Raw genomic sequence first — 15,704 nt, forward strand, 5'->3', positions numbered from 1 at the left:
GGCGGGTCAGCGCAGCCGGGTGATGGTCACCTCGACGACCTGCCCGGTGCTCTTCGGTCCGGCGTAGACACCCTTGAGCGGCGGGACGTCACCGTACTCCCGCCCGCGTCCCACCACGACGTGCCGCTCGCCCACCGGGCAGCCGTTGGTCGGGTCGAACGCCGTCCACCGGCCCACCCACCACTCGACCCAGGCGTGACTCTGGCCCACCACGCTCTCGCCGATCCCGGCCGACGGTTTCGGGTGCAGATAGCCGGAGACGTACCGCGCCGGCAGCCCCATCTCGCGCAGCATGCCCACGGTCAGGTGGCTGATGTCCTGGCAGACGCCCTTGCGCTGGGCCCACGCGTGCAGCGCGTCGCTCTGCACGCCGGTGGCACCGGGCTGGTAGGTGACCTCGCCGCGGACGAACTCGCAGACCGCCAGCGCCGCCGCGTGCGGAGTGGCGTGCGCCGCCCGGATGTCGGCCACGATGCCGGCCAGTTCCTCGTCGAGGCCGGTGCGCTGGGTCGGCAGCCGCAGCTCGTACCAGCGGTCGACGCTCTCCGCGCGTTCCAGCGCCTCCCAGGTGGAGCCCTCGCCGGCGTCGAGCAGGTCGCCAGGCGGCAGCGTCTCCACCGTGGACGTCGCGGTCACCGTCAGCTCCGCGTGCTTGGCGTGCACGTCGAACGCGGTGACCACGGTGCCCCAGTAGTCCTCGTACCGGTAGGTGCGGGCCGGCGGCCACACCTCGACCCGCGCGTCGAGCACCGCCTGCCGGGCCTCGTTGCGGGGCCACATCCGGGCTTCGTTGTACGACGAGGACACCTGCCCCGCGTACTCGAAACCGCTCTTGTGCTGGATCCGCAAACGCCAGGAATCCACGCTCACGCTGTGTCCTCCTTAGGCATGCCCTTCTGGCCCTCGCCTGCGGCTGGATGCCGCTCGGTGCAGGCGGTCATGCGACCGCCCCCCGCACCCAGTTGACCGCCGTCGTCTGCCGGAAGTAGCGCCGAGACACCGCGTCATTCACCTGCGAGCAGGTCTTTTCCAGGCTGGACAGCACCGCGGAGAGATCGCCGATGATCTCGTCGGCGCCGCGGAACTCCAGGTTGGTGCGGGCCCGGCCGACGATCCGCTGCGCGTCGGTGGCCACCCCGGCCCGGCCCGGGTCGGGTTCCAGGTCGGCCAGGCAGCCCTCGGCGGTGGACAGCGCCGCGAACACCGAGCGCGGGAACAGCCGGTCGAGCAGCAGGAACTCGGCCGCGTGCCGGTCGTCGAGCGCGCCCCGGTAGGTGCGCAGGAACGTCTCCCAGGCGCCGCTGGACCGCAGCAGCGTCATCCAGGATGGAATGCTGCCGCCGGCCCGCTCGTGCGTGCGCAGCAGCCGGGCGGTCATGTCGACCCGCTCGACGCTGCGGCCGAGCACCAGGAACAGCCAGCCCTCGTCCCGGCTCATGGTGGCGTCGGTGAGCCCGGCCATCACCGCGCAGCGCTCCCGCACCCACCGGAAGAACGCGTGCACGCCCTGCTGCTCGACCCGGCGCCGGGCGTTCGGCAGACCGTGCCAGGTGGCGTTGAGGCACTCCCACATCTCCGACGACACGGTCTCGCGGGCGCCGCGGGCGTTTTCCCGGGCCGCGGCCAGCGAGCCGACCACCGAGCTCGGGTTGCGGTCGTCAAGGCCGAGCAGTCCGACCACCCGCGCCGAGGTGAACGGGCCGTCCTCGGTCGGCATGCCCATCACCCCCAGCAGCGAGTGGCAGGCCGCGTCCTCGTGGGTCCACGGGTCGGCGAGCATCCGCTGGAGGTGGACGTCGAGGATGCGGGCGGTGTCCTCGGCCCGCTCGACGTACCGCCCGATCCAGTACAGCGACTCGGCGATGCGGCTCAGCATGTGCACCTGCCCTGTTGTTGCCGGCCCTGTTGCTGCTGCTGTTGCTGTTCCTCGGTGCCGGATACGCCCGGGCCCAGGTCGGGGCTGGCGGCCGGCGGCAGCGGCGCCGGGTCGGCCGGCAGGTGCGGCACCTCGAACGGGACCACGTCGTCGGCGCCGGCCAGCACCCAGGTGTCCTTGGAGCCGCCGCCCTGGCTCGAGTTGACGACCAGCGCGCCCTCGGGCAGCGCCACCCGGGTCAGCCCGCCCGGCAACACCCAGATCTTGTCGCCGTCGTTCACCGCGAACGGCCGCAGGTCGACATGCCGGCCGCGGAGCCGATTGCCGATCAGGGTCGGGACCATGGAGAGCTTGACCTCGCGCTGCGCGATCCATCCTCGGGGATTTTCCAGGACCTTTTCCCGTACGTCTGAAAGGTCTTTTTCAGTTGCCTGTGAGCCGATCACGATGCCCGCGCCGCCCGCGCCGTCGACCGGCTTGAGGACCAGCCGGTCGAGTTGCGGCAGCACCTCGTCGAGCACCCCCGGTTCGTCCAGCCGGTAGGTGTCGACGTTCGGGAGCAGCGGCTCCTCGTTCAGGTAATACCGGATCAGGTCGGGCACGTACGTGTACAGCAGCTTGTCGTCGGCCACCCCGTTGCCCACCGCGTTGGCGATCGTGACCCGACCGGCCCGGGCCGCGTTGAGCAGGCCCGCCACCCCGATCACCGAGTCGGCCCGGAAGTGCACCGGATCGAGGAAGTCGTCGTCGATCCGCCGGTAGATCACGTCGACCCGCTGCTCGCCGGCCGTGGTGCGCATCGCCACGTCGTTGCCCACGCAGACCAGGTCTCGCCCCTCGACCAACTCGACGCCCATCTCCCGGGCGATCAGCGCGTGCTCGAAGTATGCCGAGTTGTAGACGCCGGGGCTGAGCACCACCACCGCGGGATCGGGCACCCCGACCGGCGCGGCCGCCCGCAGCGCCCGCAGCAGCATCGCGGGATACGACTCGACCGGCAGTATCCGGGTGGACGCGAAGACCTCGGGCAGCACCTGGGCCATGGCCCGCCGGTTTTCCATGACGTAGCTCACCCCGGACGGGATGCGCACGTTGTCCTCGAGGACCCGGAACGCGCCCTCCTCGTCCCGGATCAGGTCGACGCCGGCGACGTGGATGCGGACCCCGTTGGGCGGGTTGATGCCGGCCGCCGCGCGCAGGAAGTGGGCGCTGGTCGCGATGATCCGCCGGGGCACCACGCCGTCGGCGAGCACCTGACCGGCGCCGTACACGTCGGCGAGGAACGCCTCGAGTGCCCGGATCCGCTGGGCCACGCCGCGCTCGACCGAGCGCCACTCGGCGGCCGCGATGATCCGCGGGACGATGTCGAGCGGGAACGGGCGTTCGACGCCCTTGAGGGCGAACGTGATGCCCTGATCGAGGAACGCCCGGGCCAGCACCTCGGCGCGTACGCCCAGCTCGGCGCTGGACAGGGGCTGGAGGGTGGCGTGCAGCGCCTCGTAGCTCTCGCGGGGCATGCCGAGGGCGCTGAACATCTCGTCCCAGCCGGGGCCGAGGCGGTACTCCTCGAAAAGATCCGCCATGCGGTGAATCTACGCACGGCTCATTGCGTGCGCGTAACACGCGTAACAGAGGAAACAGGCCGGCACCGGGGGCGGGCCGTCGGTACGGGACCTACCGACGGCCCGGGCCGGAGCACCGAGAACGGGGGACCCGGCGTCTCCGGCAACTTCACGGTACGCCGAGGCCGCCTGCGCGAAAAATCGGTTCGCCCAGGCGTGGGGAAATATGGGAATAAAACCGGCGCGGGTAAACCCCTTTCCAAGACCGGGACCGAGACAATACCGTGTCCGGCATCACCGCCCAGGGGGCCTGGCCAGGGCGCATGCTTGAACACAGCACTTTCTCAGGTATGCCCGTCGACAATGTGGTGAGCCCGACGCCGTGAGGTGGCCGATCTGATGACCGAATTGTTGACCATGGTGGCTACCCCGGTGTGGGCCTATCTGGCGCTGTTCGGCTTCCTCACCGTCGACGCGCTGATCCCGGTGATCCCGATCCAGGCCATCATGATCACGTCCGGGGCGCTGACCGTTTACGGCAACCTCAACCTGGCGCTGGTGATCGCGATCGGCGCGTTCGGCATGCTGCTGGGCGACTCGATCGCGTTCGCGCTGGGCCGCTCCACCGGTACCGTCGGCCGCGGCTGGCTCACCGGCCGGCTCGGCGAGTTGCGCAACCGGTACGCCCCGCGCAACGACGACGACCGCGCGGAGTCCCGCACCCGGCGCGCCGCGGTCCGCTTCACCCGCGGCCTGCGCCGGCCCGGTCCCCTGGTGCTGCTGCTCTGCCGATTCGTGCCGGGCGGGCGGATGGCGGCCGGCTTCCACGCCGGCCGCACCGGTTACCCGATCAAACTCTTCCTGCTCTACGACGGGGCCGCCGCGATCGGCTGGGCGAGCTACGGCGGCCTGGTCGGTCACGTCGGCGGCACCGCGGTGACCCAGTCGGCGTGGCGGCTGTTCGCGATCGCCGCCACCGCGGCCCTGGTCTTCGGCACCGCCGGCTGGATCCTCGCCCTGTTCGGCGGCAAGCCGGCGGACGGGAACGCGGTCGCGGCCGCCGCCCGGTCGGCCGGCGCCGCCGACGTCACTGCAGCTCGTGCTGCATCAGCTGACGCGCCGCCTCGGCGATCGACCCGGACAATGACGGGTAGATAGTGATGGTGTGGGCCAGCTGGTCCACGGTCAGGTTGTTCTCGATCGCCATGGTGATCGGCAGGATCAGCTCGCTCGCCTTGGGCGCCACCACCACGCCGCCGATGATCTGCGCGGTGGCCGGCCGGCAGAACAGCTTGACGAAACCGTCGTGCAGATCGGCCATCTTGGCCCGGGCGTTTCCGCTGAGCGGCAGCATCACCTGACGGGCCTGCACCCGGCCGGCGTCCACGTCGTTCTGCGAGACGCCGACGGTGGCCAACTCGGGGTCGGTGAAGACGTTGGCCGACACGGTGCGCAGCCGCAGCGGGGCCACCGCCTCGCCCATCGCGTGCCAGATCGCGATCCGGCCCTGCATGGCGGCCACGCTGGCCAGCGGCAGGACGCCGGTGCAGTCGCCGGCCGCGTAGATGCCCGGCACGTTGGTGCGCGACACCCGGTCGACGGTCACGTAGCCGCCGTCCGCGACGTCGACGCCGTACTCGCGCAGGCCCAGTTCGGCCGTGTTGGGGATGGCGCCGACCGCCATTAGCGCGTGCGAGCCCGCCACGGTTCTCCCGTCGGCGAGCGTGACCAGCACGCCGGAGCCGGTGTTGACCACCGACTCGGCCCGGGACTGGTTGAGGATCGTCATGCCGCGCTCGCGGAACACCCGCTCGATGGCCATCGCGGCGTCGGCGTCCTCGTGCGGCATGACCCGCTCGCGGCTGGAGACCAGGGTCACCTTGGCACCCATCGCCAGATAGGCGCTGGCGAACTCGGCGCCGGTCACGCCGGAACCGACCACCACCAGGTGCTCGGGCAGTTCGGTGAGGTCGTAGACCTGGCGCCAGTCGAGCACCCGCTCGCCGTCCGGCCGGGCGCTGGCCAGCACCCGCGGGGTGGCGCCGGTGGCCAGCAGCACCATCGACGCGTCCACCGCGTACGCCTGCCCGTCCGACCGCCCCGCCATCGCCCTAGACCGGACTGAAGTCTCCCTTTTGTCTGGGGTGATCAGCACCTGATGGGTGTGACCGAGCGTGTCCTCGCCCAGCTGCGCCCGGCCCTGCACCACGTCGACGCCGGCCTTGACCAGCTTGGCCTGGATGTCGGCCGACTGGGCCAGGGCCAGCTTCTTGACCCGGGAGTTGACCGCCACCGCGTCGACCGAGACACCCTCGAGACCGGCCGACCGGATACCGAACCGCTCATTGTGCCGATAACCGGTCATCACCTCGGAACTGGCGATGAAAGTCTTGGACGGCACGCAGTCGGTGAGCACGCAGGCGCCGCCGGGTCCCTCCGCCTCGACGAGGGTGACGTCCGCGTCGAGTTGTGCGGCGACCAGCGCCGCCTCATACCCGCCCGGGCCCCCACCGATGATCACGATCCGGCTCACGACGCTCCGCCTCCTGTGGTTCTTGTGCCGACACGCACTGGTTGTATTCTCCCCCACCGTCCGGTCCGGCTATCGTCATCGCCGTGCGTCATTACGCCGCGTATGGCTCAAACCTGGACCCGGCCCGCATGCGGGCCTACTGTCCGCACTCGCCGATGGTCGGCGTGGGGTGGATAGAAGGCTGGCGCCTGACCTTCGCCGGTGAGGGGGAAATGGGCTGGGAGGGCGCGGTCACCACGATCGTCGAGTCGGAGGGCGACCGGGTCTTCGTGTCGCTGTACGACGTGCACCCGTGGGACGCGGCCCAACTCGACGAGGTCGAGGGGGTAGCCGCCGGCGCCTACCAGAAGCTCACCGTGCGTGTTTCGACGCTGGAGGGCGAGTTCAGCGCCTGGGTGTACGTCTACGACGGCTACGAGGGCGGCCTGCCCACGGCGTGGTACCTCTCCGAGATCGCCAACGCGGCCGAGAAGGCCGGTGCTCCCGACGACTACGTCGAAGACTTGCGCCGGCGCCCCAGCCGCACCTCGATCCCGGAGATCTAGACCCGGATCAGCCGGCGGCCGCCGTTACGTAGGTGCGGTAGACGTTTGCCAGGTAGAGCGGGGTCATGCCGACAGCCTCGTAGAGGCGGGCCGCTCCGGTCGGGTTCTGCAGGTCGACGCTCAGGCCGACGTGGGTGCGGCCCTTGGCGGCGTACACCGCGAAGGCCCGGCGCAGCAGCGCCGAACCGATGCCCCGGTTGCGGTACGCCCGCAGCGTTCCGAGGTCGGCCACCCAGCCCTCCTGGTCGGCCACCCCGAAGTCGGACGACTGCAGCACGCCGGCGATCTCGCCGTGCACCTCGGCGACGAACCATTCGTCGTACGAGATGCTGGTTTGGTTTTTGATCTGTTGCTGCCAGGCCTCGTAGCCGGGAATCTGGTGGTCGCTGTCCCGGAAGGCCGTCTCGATCACCGTGTGGAAACGGGGCATGTCGTCGGGGCGCACCTCGCGGATGGTCACCCCGGGCGGCGGCTCGGGCGGCTTCGCGGAGACGCCGGCCAGCGACATCTGCATCCGGGCCTGCTGTTTGAAAAACGCGAAGCCGGCGTCGGTCAGGGCGTCGATGTACGCCTGCTGCGCCGGAATCGCGGCGGCTCGCACCTCGTAGCGGTCGTGGCCGAACTCCGCGGCGCGCTCCGCCATCCGCTCCATGATCAGCGCGAGCAGCGGGCGCATTGCCGGCAGGCCGCGCTCCGGCCAGACGAACACGTCGGCGAAGTCGCGCGGGCCGGCGGCGGCGTTCTGCGGATAGGCCCAGCCGACGATCGTGCCGTCGCCGTCCAGGGCCAGCCAGCTGTCCCGGCTCAGGTCCGTGTTCGGCGCGATGAGGGTCTCGTGCACCTCGTCGGCTGTGTAGTCGGGCCGGCCGACGGCGGCGATGTCGCTGGCCTCGGTCAGCGCGAGGATCCCGGCGACGTCGTCGAGCGTGGGCCGGCGGGTGGTCCAGCCAGCGGGCAGCACGGCCTACACCGCCTTCGCCGCTACGTAGGTGCGGTAGACGTTCGCGCGGTACAGCGGGGTCATCCCGACCGCGTAGTAGAGCCGGGCCGCCTCGGTGGGGTTGGCCAGGTCGACCCCGAGCCCCGCATGGATCCGGCCCTTTCCGGCATAGACCGCGAAGGCCTGACGCAGCAGGGCCGCACCAACACCCTTTTTGCGGTACGCCCGGAGGGTCGCGAGCCGGGTGACCCAACCCTCGTTGTCCTCGGCGCCGGAGTCGGACGACTGCAGCGCGCCGACGACCTCGCCGTCCACCTCGGCGACGAACCACTCGTCGAACGAGTTGCTGGTGGCGTTGTCGACCTGTTTGCGCCAGTCGTCGTAGCCGGGGGCCTGGTGGTCGCTGTCCCGGAAGGCCGTCGCGATCACCTCGTGGAACCGGCGCATCTCGGTCTCGTCGTCGCTGCGCACCGTGCGTACGGTCACCCCCGGCGGCGGTGCGGGCGGCGTCGGCGACACCCCGGCCAGCGACATCTGCATCCGGGCGTGCTGCTTGAGAAAGACGAAGCCGGCGTCGGTGAGCGCGTCGATGTACGGCTGCTCGGTGGGGATGGCGCCGGCCCGCACCTCGTACGGGTCGTGGCCCAACTCGGCGGCCCGCTCGGACATCCGATCCATCATCAGCGCGAGCAGCGGCCGCATCGCGGGCAACCCGCGCTCCGGCCAGACGTAGATGTCGGCGAAGTCGCGGGGGCCGCCGTCCGCGTTGTGCGGGTAGGCCCAGCCCACGATCGCGCCGTCGCCGTCCAGCGCCACCCAGCTGTCCCGGGTCATGTCCGTGTTCGGCTCGGTGAGCGCCTCGCGCACCTCCTCGGCCGTGTAGTCGGGCGCGCCCACGGACGCGACGTCGCTGGCGTGGGCCAGAGCGAGGATCTCGGTGACGTCGTCGAGGGTGGGACGACGGAGGGTCCAGCCCTCGGGCAGCGCGGTGGTAACGGCGGTCATGCCCGGCATCGGACCACACCGGCGCTGCCGGGCGCGACCGTTTTACTCTTACCTGGTCAGGCGCTGGCTGAGCGACTCCAGCAGGCCGACCAGCTCGATCCGCTCCGGCATCTCGAGGGTCGCGTACGCCTGCCCGGCCAGTGAGTCGGCCACCGAGTCGGCCCACATCAGCCGCCGGACGATCGGCCCGGCCGGCGGATAGGGCGGCTGCCAGCCGAACGCCACCGCGCCGGTCTCGCCCTCCGGGCCCGCGATGATCGCCTGGAGCGGGGTGAGGCCGCTGGCCCGGATCGCCACCAGGTGCACGCCGAGCCGGTGCTCGTGCAGCAGGTGCAGGCGCACCGCGGCCCGGGCACCCGGTTCCTGGTCGGGCACCGGCATGGCCCGCCACGCGGCGAACAGCGGCAGACCCGCGTAGTCGACCGCCTCGACCACCCGGCCGGCCAGCTCCAGCAGCCGGTTGAGGCGCGGGAAGCCGCCCAGCTGCTCGGTGCCCCACTTGCACAGCTCGTGCAGGTGCCAGGTGGCCACCTCCATGGGGGCCGAGGTCTTGGCAGTCGCCTCCCAGCCGTCGATCACGGCCTCCGGCGCGATGAAACCGATCGCCGCGGCCACGGTCTCGGGGCGTACGTCGCCGAGCGCTCCGGCCCGCGCCGACACGTGGTAGGCCCAGCCGGACAGGCCCAGCAGCCGCGCCCGGCGCAGCGTCTGCGGCGACTCGGCAAAGGCACCGACGAGCGAGGCGAGTCCCGTCTTGGCGTTGGCGGCAGCCTGTTCGGGGGTCACGCGCCCGATTGTGCTCTCCCTGACCGGTATTGGAAAACGTTCTTCCCGTTCCTCTTACTCGGGCCTCTTACTCGGGTGGGTCTCCTTCAAGATCCTCCAGCGCGGCCTGTACGTCGCCGACCTGACGGCGGGCCGCGGCGGTCTCCCGCTCGGCGGTACGTCGGGCCTGCTTGCGCCGGGCCACGTCGGCCTGCGCCTCGGTGCGGCGCCGCTCCAACTCGGCCAGTTCCGCGTCCAGGTCCTCCACAAGGTGACCCGCGTCACGTTCGGCGGCCTCGGCCCGGGCCAGTTGCTCATCTGCGCGACGCTCGGCGGCCTGCGCGGCGGACAGTTCCCGGGTGAGGTCCCGGTGGCGCTGCTCGTACTCGCGGCGACGGCGCTCGGCGGCGGCCCGCTCCCGGGACGACTGCTGCGGGAACTCGACGACCTCGCCCTCGTCCTCCGCCGGCTCGTCGTCGATGTCGGTGTCGTCGGTGACCAGGCGCAGCCGGGGGCGGGGCACCTCGCCGAACCCGGCGTAGCTGGCCGCCCGGATCAGCCGGCCGGTGCGGACCTGGGCGGCGATCTCGGGCTCGGCCAGCGCCGCGGTCAGCGTCGCCTCCACCTCGCCGAGCGGCAGCTTGGCGCCCGGCTCGGCCGCCAGCGCCAGCCGGCGGGCCGCGCCGACCAGCGCCGAGACCACCTGCCGGCGCTGCGCGGTCAGCTCCCGCAGCGAGTCGCCGTCCAGGCCGCGCTGGGCCTCGCGCAGCGCGGTGGACAGCTCGACCAGTTCGGCGATCAGGTCGGGGCGGCGCAGCGCGAGCAGGTTGACCACCCAGGCCGCGACGGTCGGCTTCTTGAGCGCGGCCAGGCGCTTGGCGGTGTCCTTGTCGCCGGACTGCCGGGCCTCGTTGATCGCGGCGGTCCGGGCCGCCACGAAACCGTCCGGCGGGTTCTCGTAGAGCCGCTGGATGAGCTCGTCGGTGGCGGGCGGCACGTCAGGAGATCGTCGTCTCGGGCGCCACGTGCGCGTAGGCGGTGCCGGACAGGCGTTCCAGGTGGCCGTCGGACACCTTGGCCCCGGTCGGGTTCAGCAGGGCGTCGTGCAGCGCGTACGCCCGCCCGGGTTTGACCGCCCGGACGAAGTCGATCGACTCCATGAGCTTCATCCAAGGAGCATTCAACGGGACGAACAAGGTGTCCACGACCGTGTCCTCCGGGACGGTGAACGAGTCACCGGGGGTGTAGACGTTCGTCTCGTCGTCGGCCACCAGATAGCCGAGGTTGGCGATCCGCGGGATGTCCGGGTGGATGACCGCGTGCTGCCCGCCGTACGCCCGCACCCGGTATCCCGCCGCCTCGAACTCCTGGCCCGGCTCGACCGCGGTGGCCACGTCACCGAACTGGGACAGCTTGGCCACCACGTCGGCGTGCGCGTACACCCGCAGTCCCGGTTGCCGGGCCAGCGCGCCGGCCACCTTGGCGAGGTCGAGGTGGTCGAAGTGCTCGTGCGTGATCAGCAGCGCGTCCGCGCCGGCCAGCGCCGACTCCTCGCTGAACTCACCCGGATCGACCACCAGCACCCCGGCACCCTCGATCCGCAGGCAGGAATGGGTGAACTTCGTAATCCGCACGGGACTGCTTCCTTTCACTGCTCGTTGCTGAGCAGATTGGATAATTCGCTCTCCGCCCGGCAGGCCGGCTGGAGTCCGGGACCGGCAGTCTGGTCCGGCGGCGATCGGTCCGCTCTTGCAAGATCTGCCTCACTACGCGGTGCGGGGTGTGCAGGCCGATGTCGGAGTCGGCGGCTCGATGCAGGATGTTGATCGCGGCGTTCACGTCGGCCGGCCACACCACCCCGCACGAGGTGCAGTGAAGCCGGTCTCCAGCACGACGCCCGAGGCCCACCGATCGGCCTTAAGGTCGTAGCGCTGCCACACCTCGGAGCGGACCCGCCCAAGCCGGGCCGCCTGCTCAACCAGTTTGGCGTACTTACCGGTGTTGATCCGGTGTGAATAGGCAATCCGGGTCACCTTCACAGCCGGCCAACCGTTCCACAGCTGGAGAACGCGCGTTTCACGGTGGCCGCCCTCCGAATCCCACCCGCGGACAATGCCGACGGAACGGCCGATACGTTCCACGAACGTCCGGTCGGGTTAACGCTACAAGACCAATCGCAACTCCTTCGCTGCCGAAACGTAATCGCTCATCACGCAGTCTGCCGGAACCGGGGGGCGTGCGCCGCACGTCCCAGGTGGCACGCCCAACGGGGACGGGAGAAACCAATGCGTGCACGATCCTCACTACTACTGATCACCGCGCTCGGCGCGGGACTTCTCTTCAGCGGCTGCGGGATGAGCGGCTCGGACACCGAGTCCGGCAGCGTGGCCGCTCAGAACGACGCCGGCGGCGCCCAGCTGGCGGCGCCCGAAGCCGCGCGAGATCAGGCCGACGGCAGCGCCGCCCAGGGCAAGGACACCCCCGCGCAGGCCCCTGATCTGCGCGTCGACCAGCGGTCCATCATCTACCGGGGCTCGGTCACGGTGCGGGTCAAGGACGTGAACGCCGCGACCGGGCAGGCCACCGGCATCGCCACCACGGCCGGCGGCTTCATCGGCTCGGACAACCGCACCAGTACCACCAACGGCGCCGGCACCGCGACGCTGATGCTGCGGATCCCGGCCGACAAGTTCGGCACCACGGTGGACCAACTGTCCAAGCTGGGCACCGAGGAGCACCGCGAGATCAACACCGAGGACGTCACCGAGGAGACGGTCGACCTGGACGCCCGGATCGCGGTGCAGCAGGCCCGGGTGGACAGCGGCCGCAAGCTGCTGGCTCAGGCCAAGTCGCTGAACGAACTGGTGATGCTGGAGAAGGAGGTGGCCACCCGGGAGGCCGACCTGGCTTCGTTGCAGGGCAAGAAGCGCCGGCTGGCCGACCTCACCGCACTGTCCACGATCACCGTCACGTTCCTCGGCCCGGACGCCGCCGCGGTCGCGCCGGAGGAGCCGCCGGGCTTCCTGTCCGGTCTGGCTGCCGGCTGGGACGCGCTGCTGGCGTCGCTCAAGGTGCTGCTGACCGTGCTCGGCGCGCTGCTGCCCTGGGTGATCGCGCTGGGGCTGCCGATCTGGGGTCTGCTCTATCTCTACCGGCGGCTCGGGCGGGGCCGGCTCGGCCGGCCGGCCCTGGTGGCGGCAACCCCGTCGGCCACGCCGGACACCACGGAGAGCACCGCCCCCAAGGAATGACGGAAGGGCCCGCGGAGAAACCTCCGCGGGCTCTCTCAGAACGCGCCGGTGGCCAGCGCCGCGAGCGCGGTGTGCACCATGACCCGGACGCCGTACCCGATGCAGCTCTCGTCCACGTCGAAGCCGCCCTGGTGCAGGTCGTGCCGCTCGGCCGAGCCCGGCCGGCCGGTGCCCAGCCGGATCATGGCGCCCGGCACGTGTTCGAGGTAGAAGGCGAAGTCCTCGCCGCCCATGCTGATCTCGGCCTCGACCACCCGTTCGGCGCCGAGGGCCGCACCGGCCGCGCCGGCCACCACGGCGGCCGCCATCCGGTCGTTGATCACCGGCGGCACGCCGCGCACGTAGCCGACCTCGGCCCGGGCACCGGTCGGCGCCACCACGTCGTGGATCAGCTTGGTGATCAGCTCGGGTGCCTCGCGCCAGGCGTCGCGGCTCAGGATGCGGACCGTGCCGCGCAGCTCGCCGCCGGCCGGGATCGCGTTGAAGGCCTCCCCCGCGTGCACCGCGCCCCAGACCAGCGAGACGCCGGCCCGCGGGTCGATCCGGCGGTCCAGCAGCGCCGGAACGTCCACGATCACCCGGCCCAGCGCGGACACCAGGTCGGCGGTCAGGTGCGGGCGGGCGGTGTGCCCGCCGGGACCGCTGAGCCGCACCTCGATGGTGTCGGCGGCGGCCGTGAACGGCCCGGAGCGGACCCCCACGAGGCCGGCCGGCAGCTGCGGGAAGCAGTGCAGCGCGTAGATCCCCGCGACGTCCTTGAGCGCGCCGGCCTCGATCACCTCGGGCACGCTCGACGGGATGTGCTCCTCGGCCGGCTGGAAGATCAGCCGGACCCGGCCGGACAGCTCGCCGCGTTCGGCCAGTTGGGCCAGGGCCAGCCCCAGCCCGAGCAGCACGGTGGTGTGCACGTCGTGCCCGCAGGCGTGGGCCACGCCGTCGACCGTCGAGCGGTACGGCACGTCCTTGGTGTCCTGCAGCGGCAGCGCGTCCAGGTCGGCCCGGAACGCGATGACCCGGTCGCCCTCGCCGATGTCGCAGATGACCCCGTTGCCCTTGGGCAGCAGCCGCGGGGACAGCCCGGCCACCGCGAGCTCGCGGGCGACCAGCGCCGCGGTCTCGAACTCGTGGTGCGAGCGCTCGGGGTGAGCGTGAATGTGCCGACGAATCGCTACGAGCTCCGCGCCGTGCGAGGCGAGCCAGCGGTCGAGCTGGCCGGGCAGGGGCTCGGCGCCGGGCAGCGGCCCGGGCCACTCCGTCTGGGCCTCTTCTGCAGGCTCCGTCAGAGTAGTAGTCACGTCGGTTTCCGTATCGCTCTCGAAGGTTTGTCGGGTTTTCTGGACGCGCGACAGCTTAGACCCATTTCGGTGACGCTGTGCAACGTCATTCCCGTGTACGCCGAGTTGCGCCGGGTCACGAATGCCCCGATAAGAGCGCTCGGTGGGGGCGTTGTGATGCTCGGGGTGTCGTCCCAACGGAGCATCTCGCCCATCACCTCCTACAACGGGTAACTGATCTCGGAGGTGATGCTTTCCACGTTCACACAGGTTACAAAACAGCTAACACACCACGAGTCCGATTCGGGTCTTACCTCAGAAACGCTCCACCGGGTGGTAGACGCCCCACACGCCACGCAACGTGTGGCATACCTCGCCCACGGTGGCATGTGCACGCAACGCTTCTTTCATCAACGGTAAGACGTTCTCTGTTCCCTGTGCGGCCTTCGCCAAATCAGCCAGCGCGACCTCGACCGCCGAACCGTCGCGATTCGCCCGCAACTCGGCCAGCCGGGCCACCTGCGCGGCCTCGATCGCCGGGTCGACCCGCAGCGGCTCGTACCGCTCCTCCTCGTCGGCGGCGAAGCGGTTGACGCCCACCACCACCCGGTCGCCCGCGTCGATCTCGTTGGCGATCTGGTACGCCGAGGACTCGATCTCCTGCTTCTGGAAGCCCTGCTCGATCGCGTCGACCGCCGAGCCGTACCCGAACACCCGCTCGATCAGCCCGGTCGCCTGGCGCTCCACCTCGTCGGTCATCGCCTCGATCGCGTACGAGCCGGCGAACGGGTCGACCGTGCCGGTCAGGCCGCTCTCGTAGGCGAGCACCTGCTGGGTGCGCAGGGCCAGCCGGGCCGACTTCTCGGTGGGCAGCGCGATCGCCTCGTCGTACGCGTTGGTGTGCAGTGACTGGGTGCCGCCGGCCACCGCGCCGAGCGCCTGTATCGCCACCCGGACCAGGTTGACCTCGGGCTGCTGGGCGGTCAGCTGCACCCCCGCGGTCTGCGTGTGGAAGCGGAGCATCAGCGATTTCGGGTCCTTGGCGCCGAACTCGTCGCGCATGATCCGGGCCCACATCCGGCGGGCCGCGCGGAACTTGGCGATCTCCTCGAGCAGGGTCGTGCGGGCCACGAAGAAGAACGAGAGCCGGGGCGCGAAATCGTCGACCGCGAGCCCGGCGGCCAGCGCGGCCCGGACGTACTCCATGCCGTTGGCCAGGGTGAACGCGATCTCCTGCGCGGGCGACGCACCGGCCTCGGCCATGTGGTAGCCGGAGATCGAAATGGTGTTCCACTTCGGGATCTCGGACCGGCAGTAGGCGAACGTGTCGGCCACCAGCCGCAGCGAGGGTTTCGGCGGGAAGATGTACGTGCCGCGGGCGATGTACTCCTTCAGGATGTCGTTCTGGATCGTGCCCTGCAGGGCCGCGCCGGGCACCCCGTGCTCCTCGGCCACCAGCTGATAGAGCAGGAGCAGGACCGAACCGGGCGCGTTGATCGTCATCGAGGTGGACACCTGGTCGAGCGGGATGCCGGCGAACAGCTGCCGCATGTCGTCGATCGAGTCGATGGCGACGCCGACCTTGCCCACCTCGCCGTGCGCGATCGGGTCGTCCGAGTCATACCCCATCTGGGTGGGCAGGTCGAACGCCACCGAGAGGCCCATGGTGCCGGCCGCGAGCAGCTGGTGATAGCGCGCGTTGGACTCGGCCGCGGTGCCGAAGCCCGCGTACTGCCGCATGGTCCACGGGCGTTTCGTGTACATCGTCGGGTATACGCCGCGGGTGTACGGGAATTCGCCGGGCGTTCCGATCGCCCCGTCGCCCGTCACGTCCGCCGGACCGTAAACCGGCTTGATCTCGAAACCCGACTCTGCGTTCACGACCCTGATCCTAAATCGCCGTTCAGCCGAATAGCGTGAGGCCTTTTGCACAGAGAGTCCGATCAGGCGTAC

General features: G+C 70.8%; 15 protein-coding genes. 3 read left to right on the forward strand and 12 right to left on the reverse strand.

Going from position 1 to position 15,704, the window contains the following annotated elements; genetic code table 11:
* Positions 1 to 6: 6 nt before the first annotated feature.
* The 3 genes from Ari01nite_RS32825 to Ari01nite_RS32835 form a co-directional block, all read right to left on the reverse strand.
* Positions 7 to 870, reverse strand: a complete 864-nt coding sequence (locus Ari01nite_RS32825; RefSeq protein WP_239163229.1) for a transglutaminase family protein — start codon at positions 868 to 870, stop codon at positions 7 to 9.
* A gap of 67 nt (positions 871 to 937) precedes the next feature.
* The gene (locus Ari01nite_RS32830; RefSeq protein ID WP_203786113.1) at positions 938 to 1,876 is read right to left on the reverse strand and encodes an alpha-E domain-containing protein; all 939 of its coding nucleotides are present in this window, start codon (positions 1,874 to 1,876) and stop codon (positions 938 to 940) included.
* Positions 1,870 to 3,459 carry a circularly permuted type 2 ATP-grasp protein gene (locus Ari01nite_RS32835; RefSeq protein WP_203786114.1) on the reverse strand — a complete coding sequence of 530 codons (1,590 nt, stop codon included), beginning with the start codon at positions 3,457 to 3,459 and terminating at the stop codon, positions 1,870 to 1,872. Before Ari01nite_RS32835 ends, Ari01nite_RS32830 begins: the two co-directional genes overlap by 7 nt.
* Before the next feature lie 378 nt (positions 3,460 to 3,837).
* Here Ari01nite_RS32835 and Ari01nite_RS32840 point away from each other — a divergent pair, with 378 nt between their 5' ends.
* Positions 3,838 to 4,596 carry a DedA family protein gene (locus Ari01nite_RS32840; protein WP_203786115.1) on the forward strand — a complete coding sequence of 253 codons (759 nt, stop codon included), beginning with the start codon at positions 3,838 to 3,840 and terminating at the stop codon, positions 4,594 to 4,596.
* On the opposite strand, the gene Ari01nite_RS32845 is transcribed toward Ari01nite_RS32840, so the two are convergent.
* Entirely contained in the window at positions 4,526 to 5,971 is a 1,446-nt protein-coding gene (locus Ari01nite_RS32845) for an NAD(P)H-quinone dehydrogenase (RefSeq protein ID WP_203786116.1), read from the reverse strand. The two genes, Ari01nite_RS32840 and Ari01nite_RS32845, sit on opposite strands and share 71 nt — an antisense overlap.
* Before the next feature lie 83 nt (positions 5,972 to 6,054).
* Between Ari01nite_RS32845 and Ari01nite_RS32850 the strand changes: the two genes are divergently transcribed.
* The gene (locus Ari01nite_RS32850; protein WP_203786117.1) at positions 6,055 to 6,516 is read left to right on the forward strand and encodes a gamma-glutamylcyclotransferase; all 462 of its coding nucleotides are present in this window, start codon (positions 6,055 to 6,057) and stop codon (positions 6,514 to 6,516) included.
* Between the two features lie 7 nt (positions 6,517 to 6,523).
* Here the strand turns inward: Ari01nite_RS32850 and Ari01nite_RS32855 are convergent, their stop codons facing one another.
* The 6 genes from Ari01nite_RS32855 to Ari01nite_RS32885 form a co-directional block, all read right to left on the reverse strand.
* Positions 6,524 to 7,477, reverse strand: coding sequence for a GNAT family N-acetyltransferase (locus Ari01nite_RS32855; RefSeq protein WP_203786118.1), 954 nt, complete (start codon positions 7,475 to 7,477; stop codon positions 6,524 to 6,526).
* A gap of 3 nt (positions 7,478 to 7,480) precedes the next feature.
* Positions 7,481 to 8,461: a GNAT family N-acetyltransferase gene (locus Ari01nite_RS32860; protein ID WP_203786119.1), complete on the reverse strand. Its 981-nt coding sequence runs from the start codon at positions 8,459 to 8,461 to the stop codon at positions 7,481 to 7,483.
* 48 nt (positions 8,462 to 8,509) lie between these two features.
* A complete protein-coding gene (locus tag Ari01nite_RS32865) occupies positions 8,510 to 9,247 on the reverse strand; it encodes an SCO6745 family protein (protein ID WP_203786120.1) in 738 nt (245 codons plus the stop codon).
* Positions 9,248 to 9,314: 67 nt separating this feature from the next.
* Complete coding sequence (locus Ari01nite_RS32870) at positions 9,315 to 10,223, reverse strand: hypothetical protein (RefSeq protein WP_203786121.1); 909 nt, start codon at positions 10,221 to 10,223, stop codon at positions 9,315 to 9,317.
* A 1-nt stretch (position 10,224) separates the two neighbouring features.
* Complete coding sequence (locus Ari01nite_RS32875; protein ID WP_203786122.1) at positions 10,225 to 10,860, reverse strand: MBL fold metallo-hydrolase; 636 nt, start codon at positions 10,858 to 10,860, stop codon at positions 10,225 to 10,227.
* Between the two features lie 201 nt (positions 10,861 to 11,061).
* Positions 11,062 to 11,367, reverse strand: coding sequence for a hypothetical protein (locus Ari01nite_RS32885; protein WP_203786124.1), 306 nt, complete (start codon positions 11,365 to 11,367; stop codon positions 11,062 to 11,064).
* A gap of 144 nt (positions 11,368 to 11,511) precedes the next feature.
* Here Ari01nite_RS32885 and Ari01nite_RS32890 point away from each other — a divergent pair, with 144 nt between their 5' ends.
* Positions 11,512 to 12,477: a DUF4349 domain-containing protein gene (locus Ari01nite_RS32890; RefSeq protein WP_203786125.1), complete on the forward strand. Its 966-nt coding sequence runs from the start codon at positions 11,512 to 11,514 to the stop codon at positions 12,475 to 12,477.
* Positions 12,478 to 12,512: 35 nt separating this feature from the next.
* On the opposite strand, the gene Ari01nite_RS32895 is transcribed toward Ari01nite_RS32890, so the two are convergent.
* A complete protein-coding gene (locus tag Ari01nite_RS32895; protein WP_203786126.1) occupies positions 12,513 to 13,772 on the reverse strand; it encodes an amidohydrolase in 1,260 nt (419 codons plus the stop codon).
* 294 nt (positions 13,773 to 14,066) lie between these two features.
* Positions 14,067 to 15,632, reverse strand: a complete 1,566-nt coding sequence (locus Ari01nite_RS32900) for an acyl-CoA mutase large subunit family protein (RefSeq protein ID WP_239163230.1) — start codon at positions 15,630 to 15,632, stop codon at positions 14,067 to 14,069.
* Between the last annotated feature and the right edge of the window lie 72 nt (positions 15,633 to 15,704).

This window comes from Paractinoplanes rishiriensis (genome assembly GCF_016862375.1).
Lineage (GTDB): Bacteria > Actinomycetota > Actinomycetes > Mycobacteriales > Micromonosporaceae > Actinoplanes > Actinoplanes rishiriensis.

Excerpts from the sequence above, each read along its gene's own strand:
- Ari01nite_RS32890 (WP_203786125.1), top strand. The coding sequence starts at position 11,512 with ATGCGTGCACGATCCTCACTACTACTGATCACCGCGCTCGGCGCGGGA.
- Ari01nite_RS32860 (WP_203786119.1), bottom strand. The coding sequence starts at position 8,461 with ATGACCGCCGTTACCACCGCGCTGCCCGAGGGCTGGACCCTCCGTCGT.
- Ari01nite_RS32835 (WP_203786114.1), bottom strand. The coding sequence starts at position 3,459 with ATGGCGGATCTTTTCGAGGAGTACCGCCTCGGCCCCGGCTGGGACGAG.
- Ari01nite_RS32830 (WP_203786113.1), bottom strand. The coding sequence starts at position 1,876 with ATGCTGAGCCGCATCGCCGAGTCGCTGTACTGGATCGGGCGGTACGTC.
- Ari01nite_RS32840 (WP_203786115.1), top strand. The coding sequence starts at position 3,838 with ATGACCGAATTGTTGACCATGGTGGCTACCCCGGTGTGGGCCTATCTG.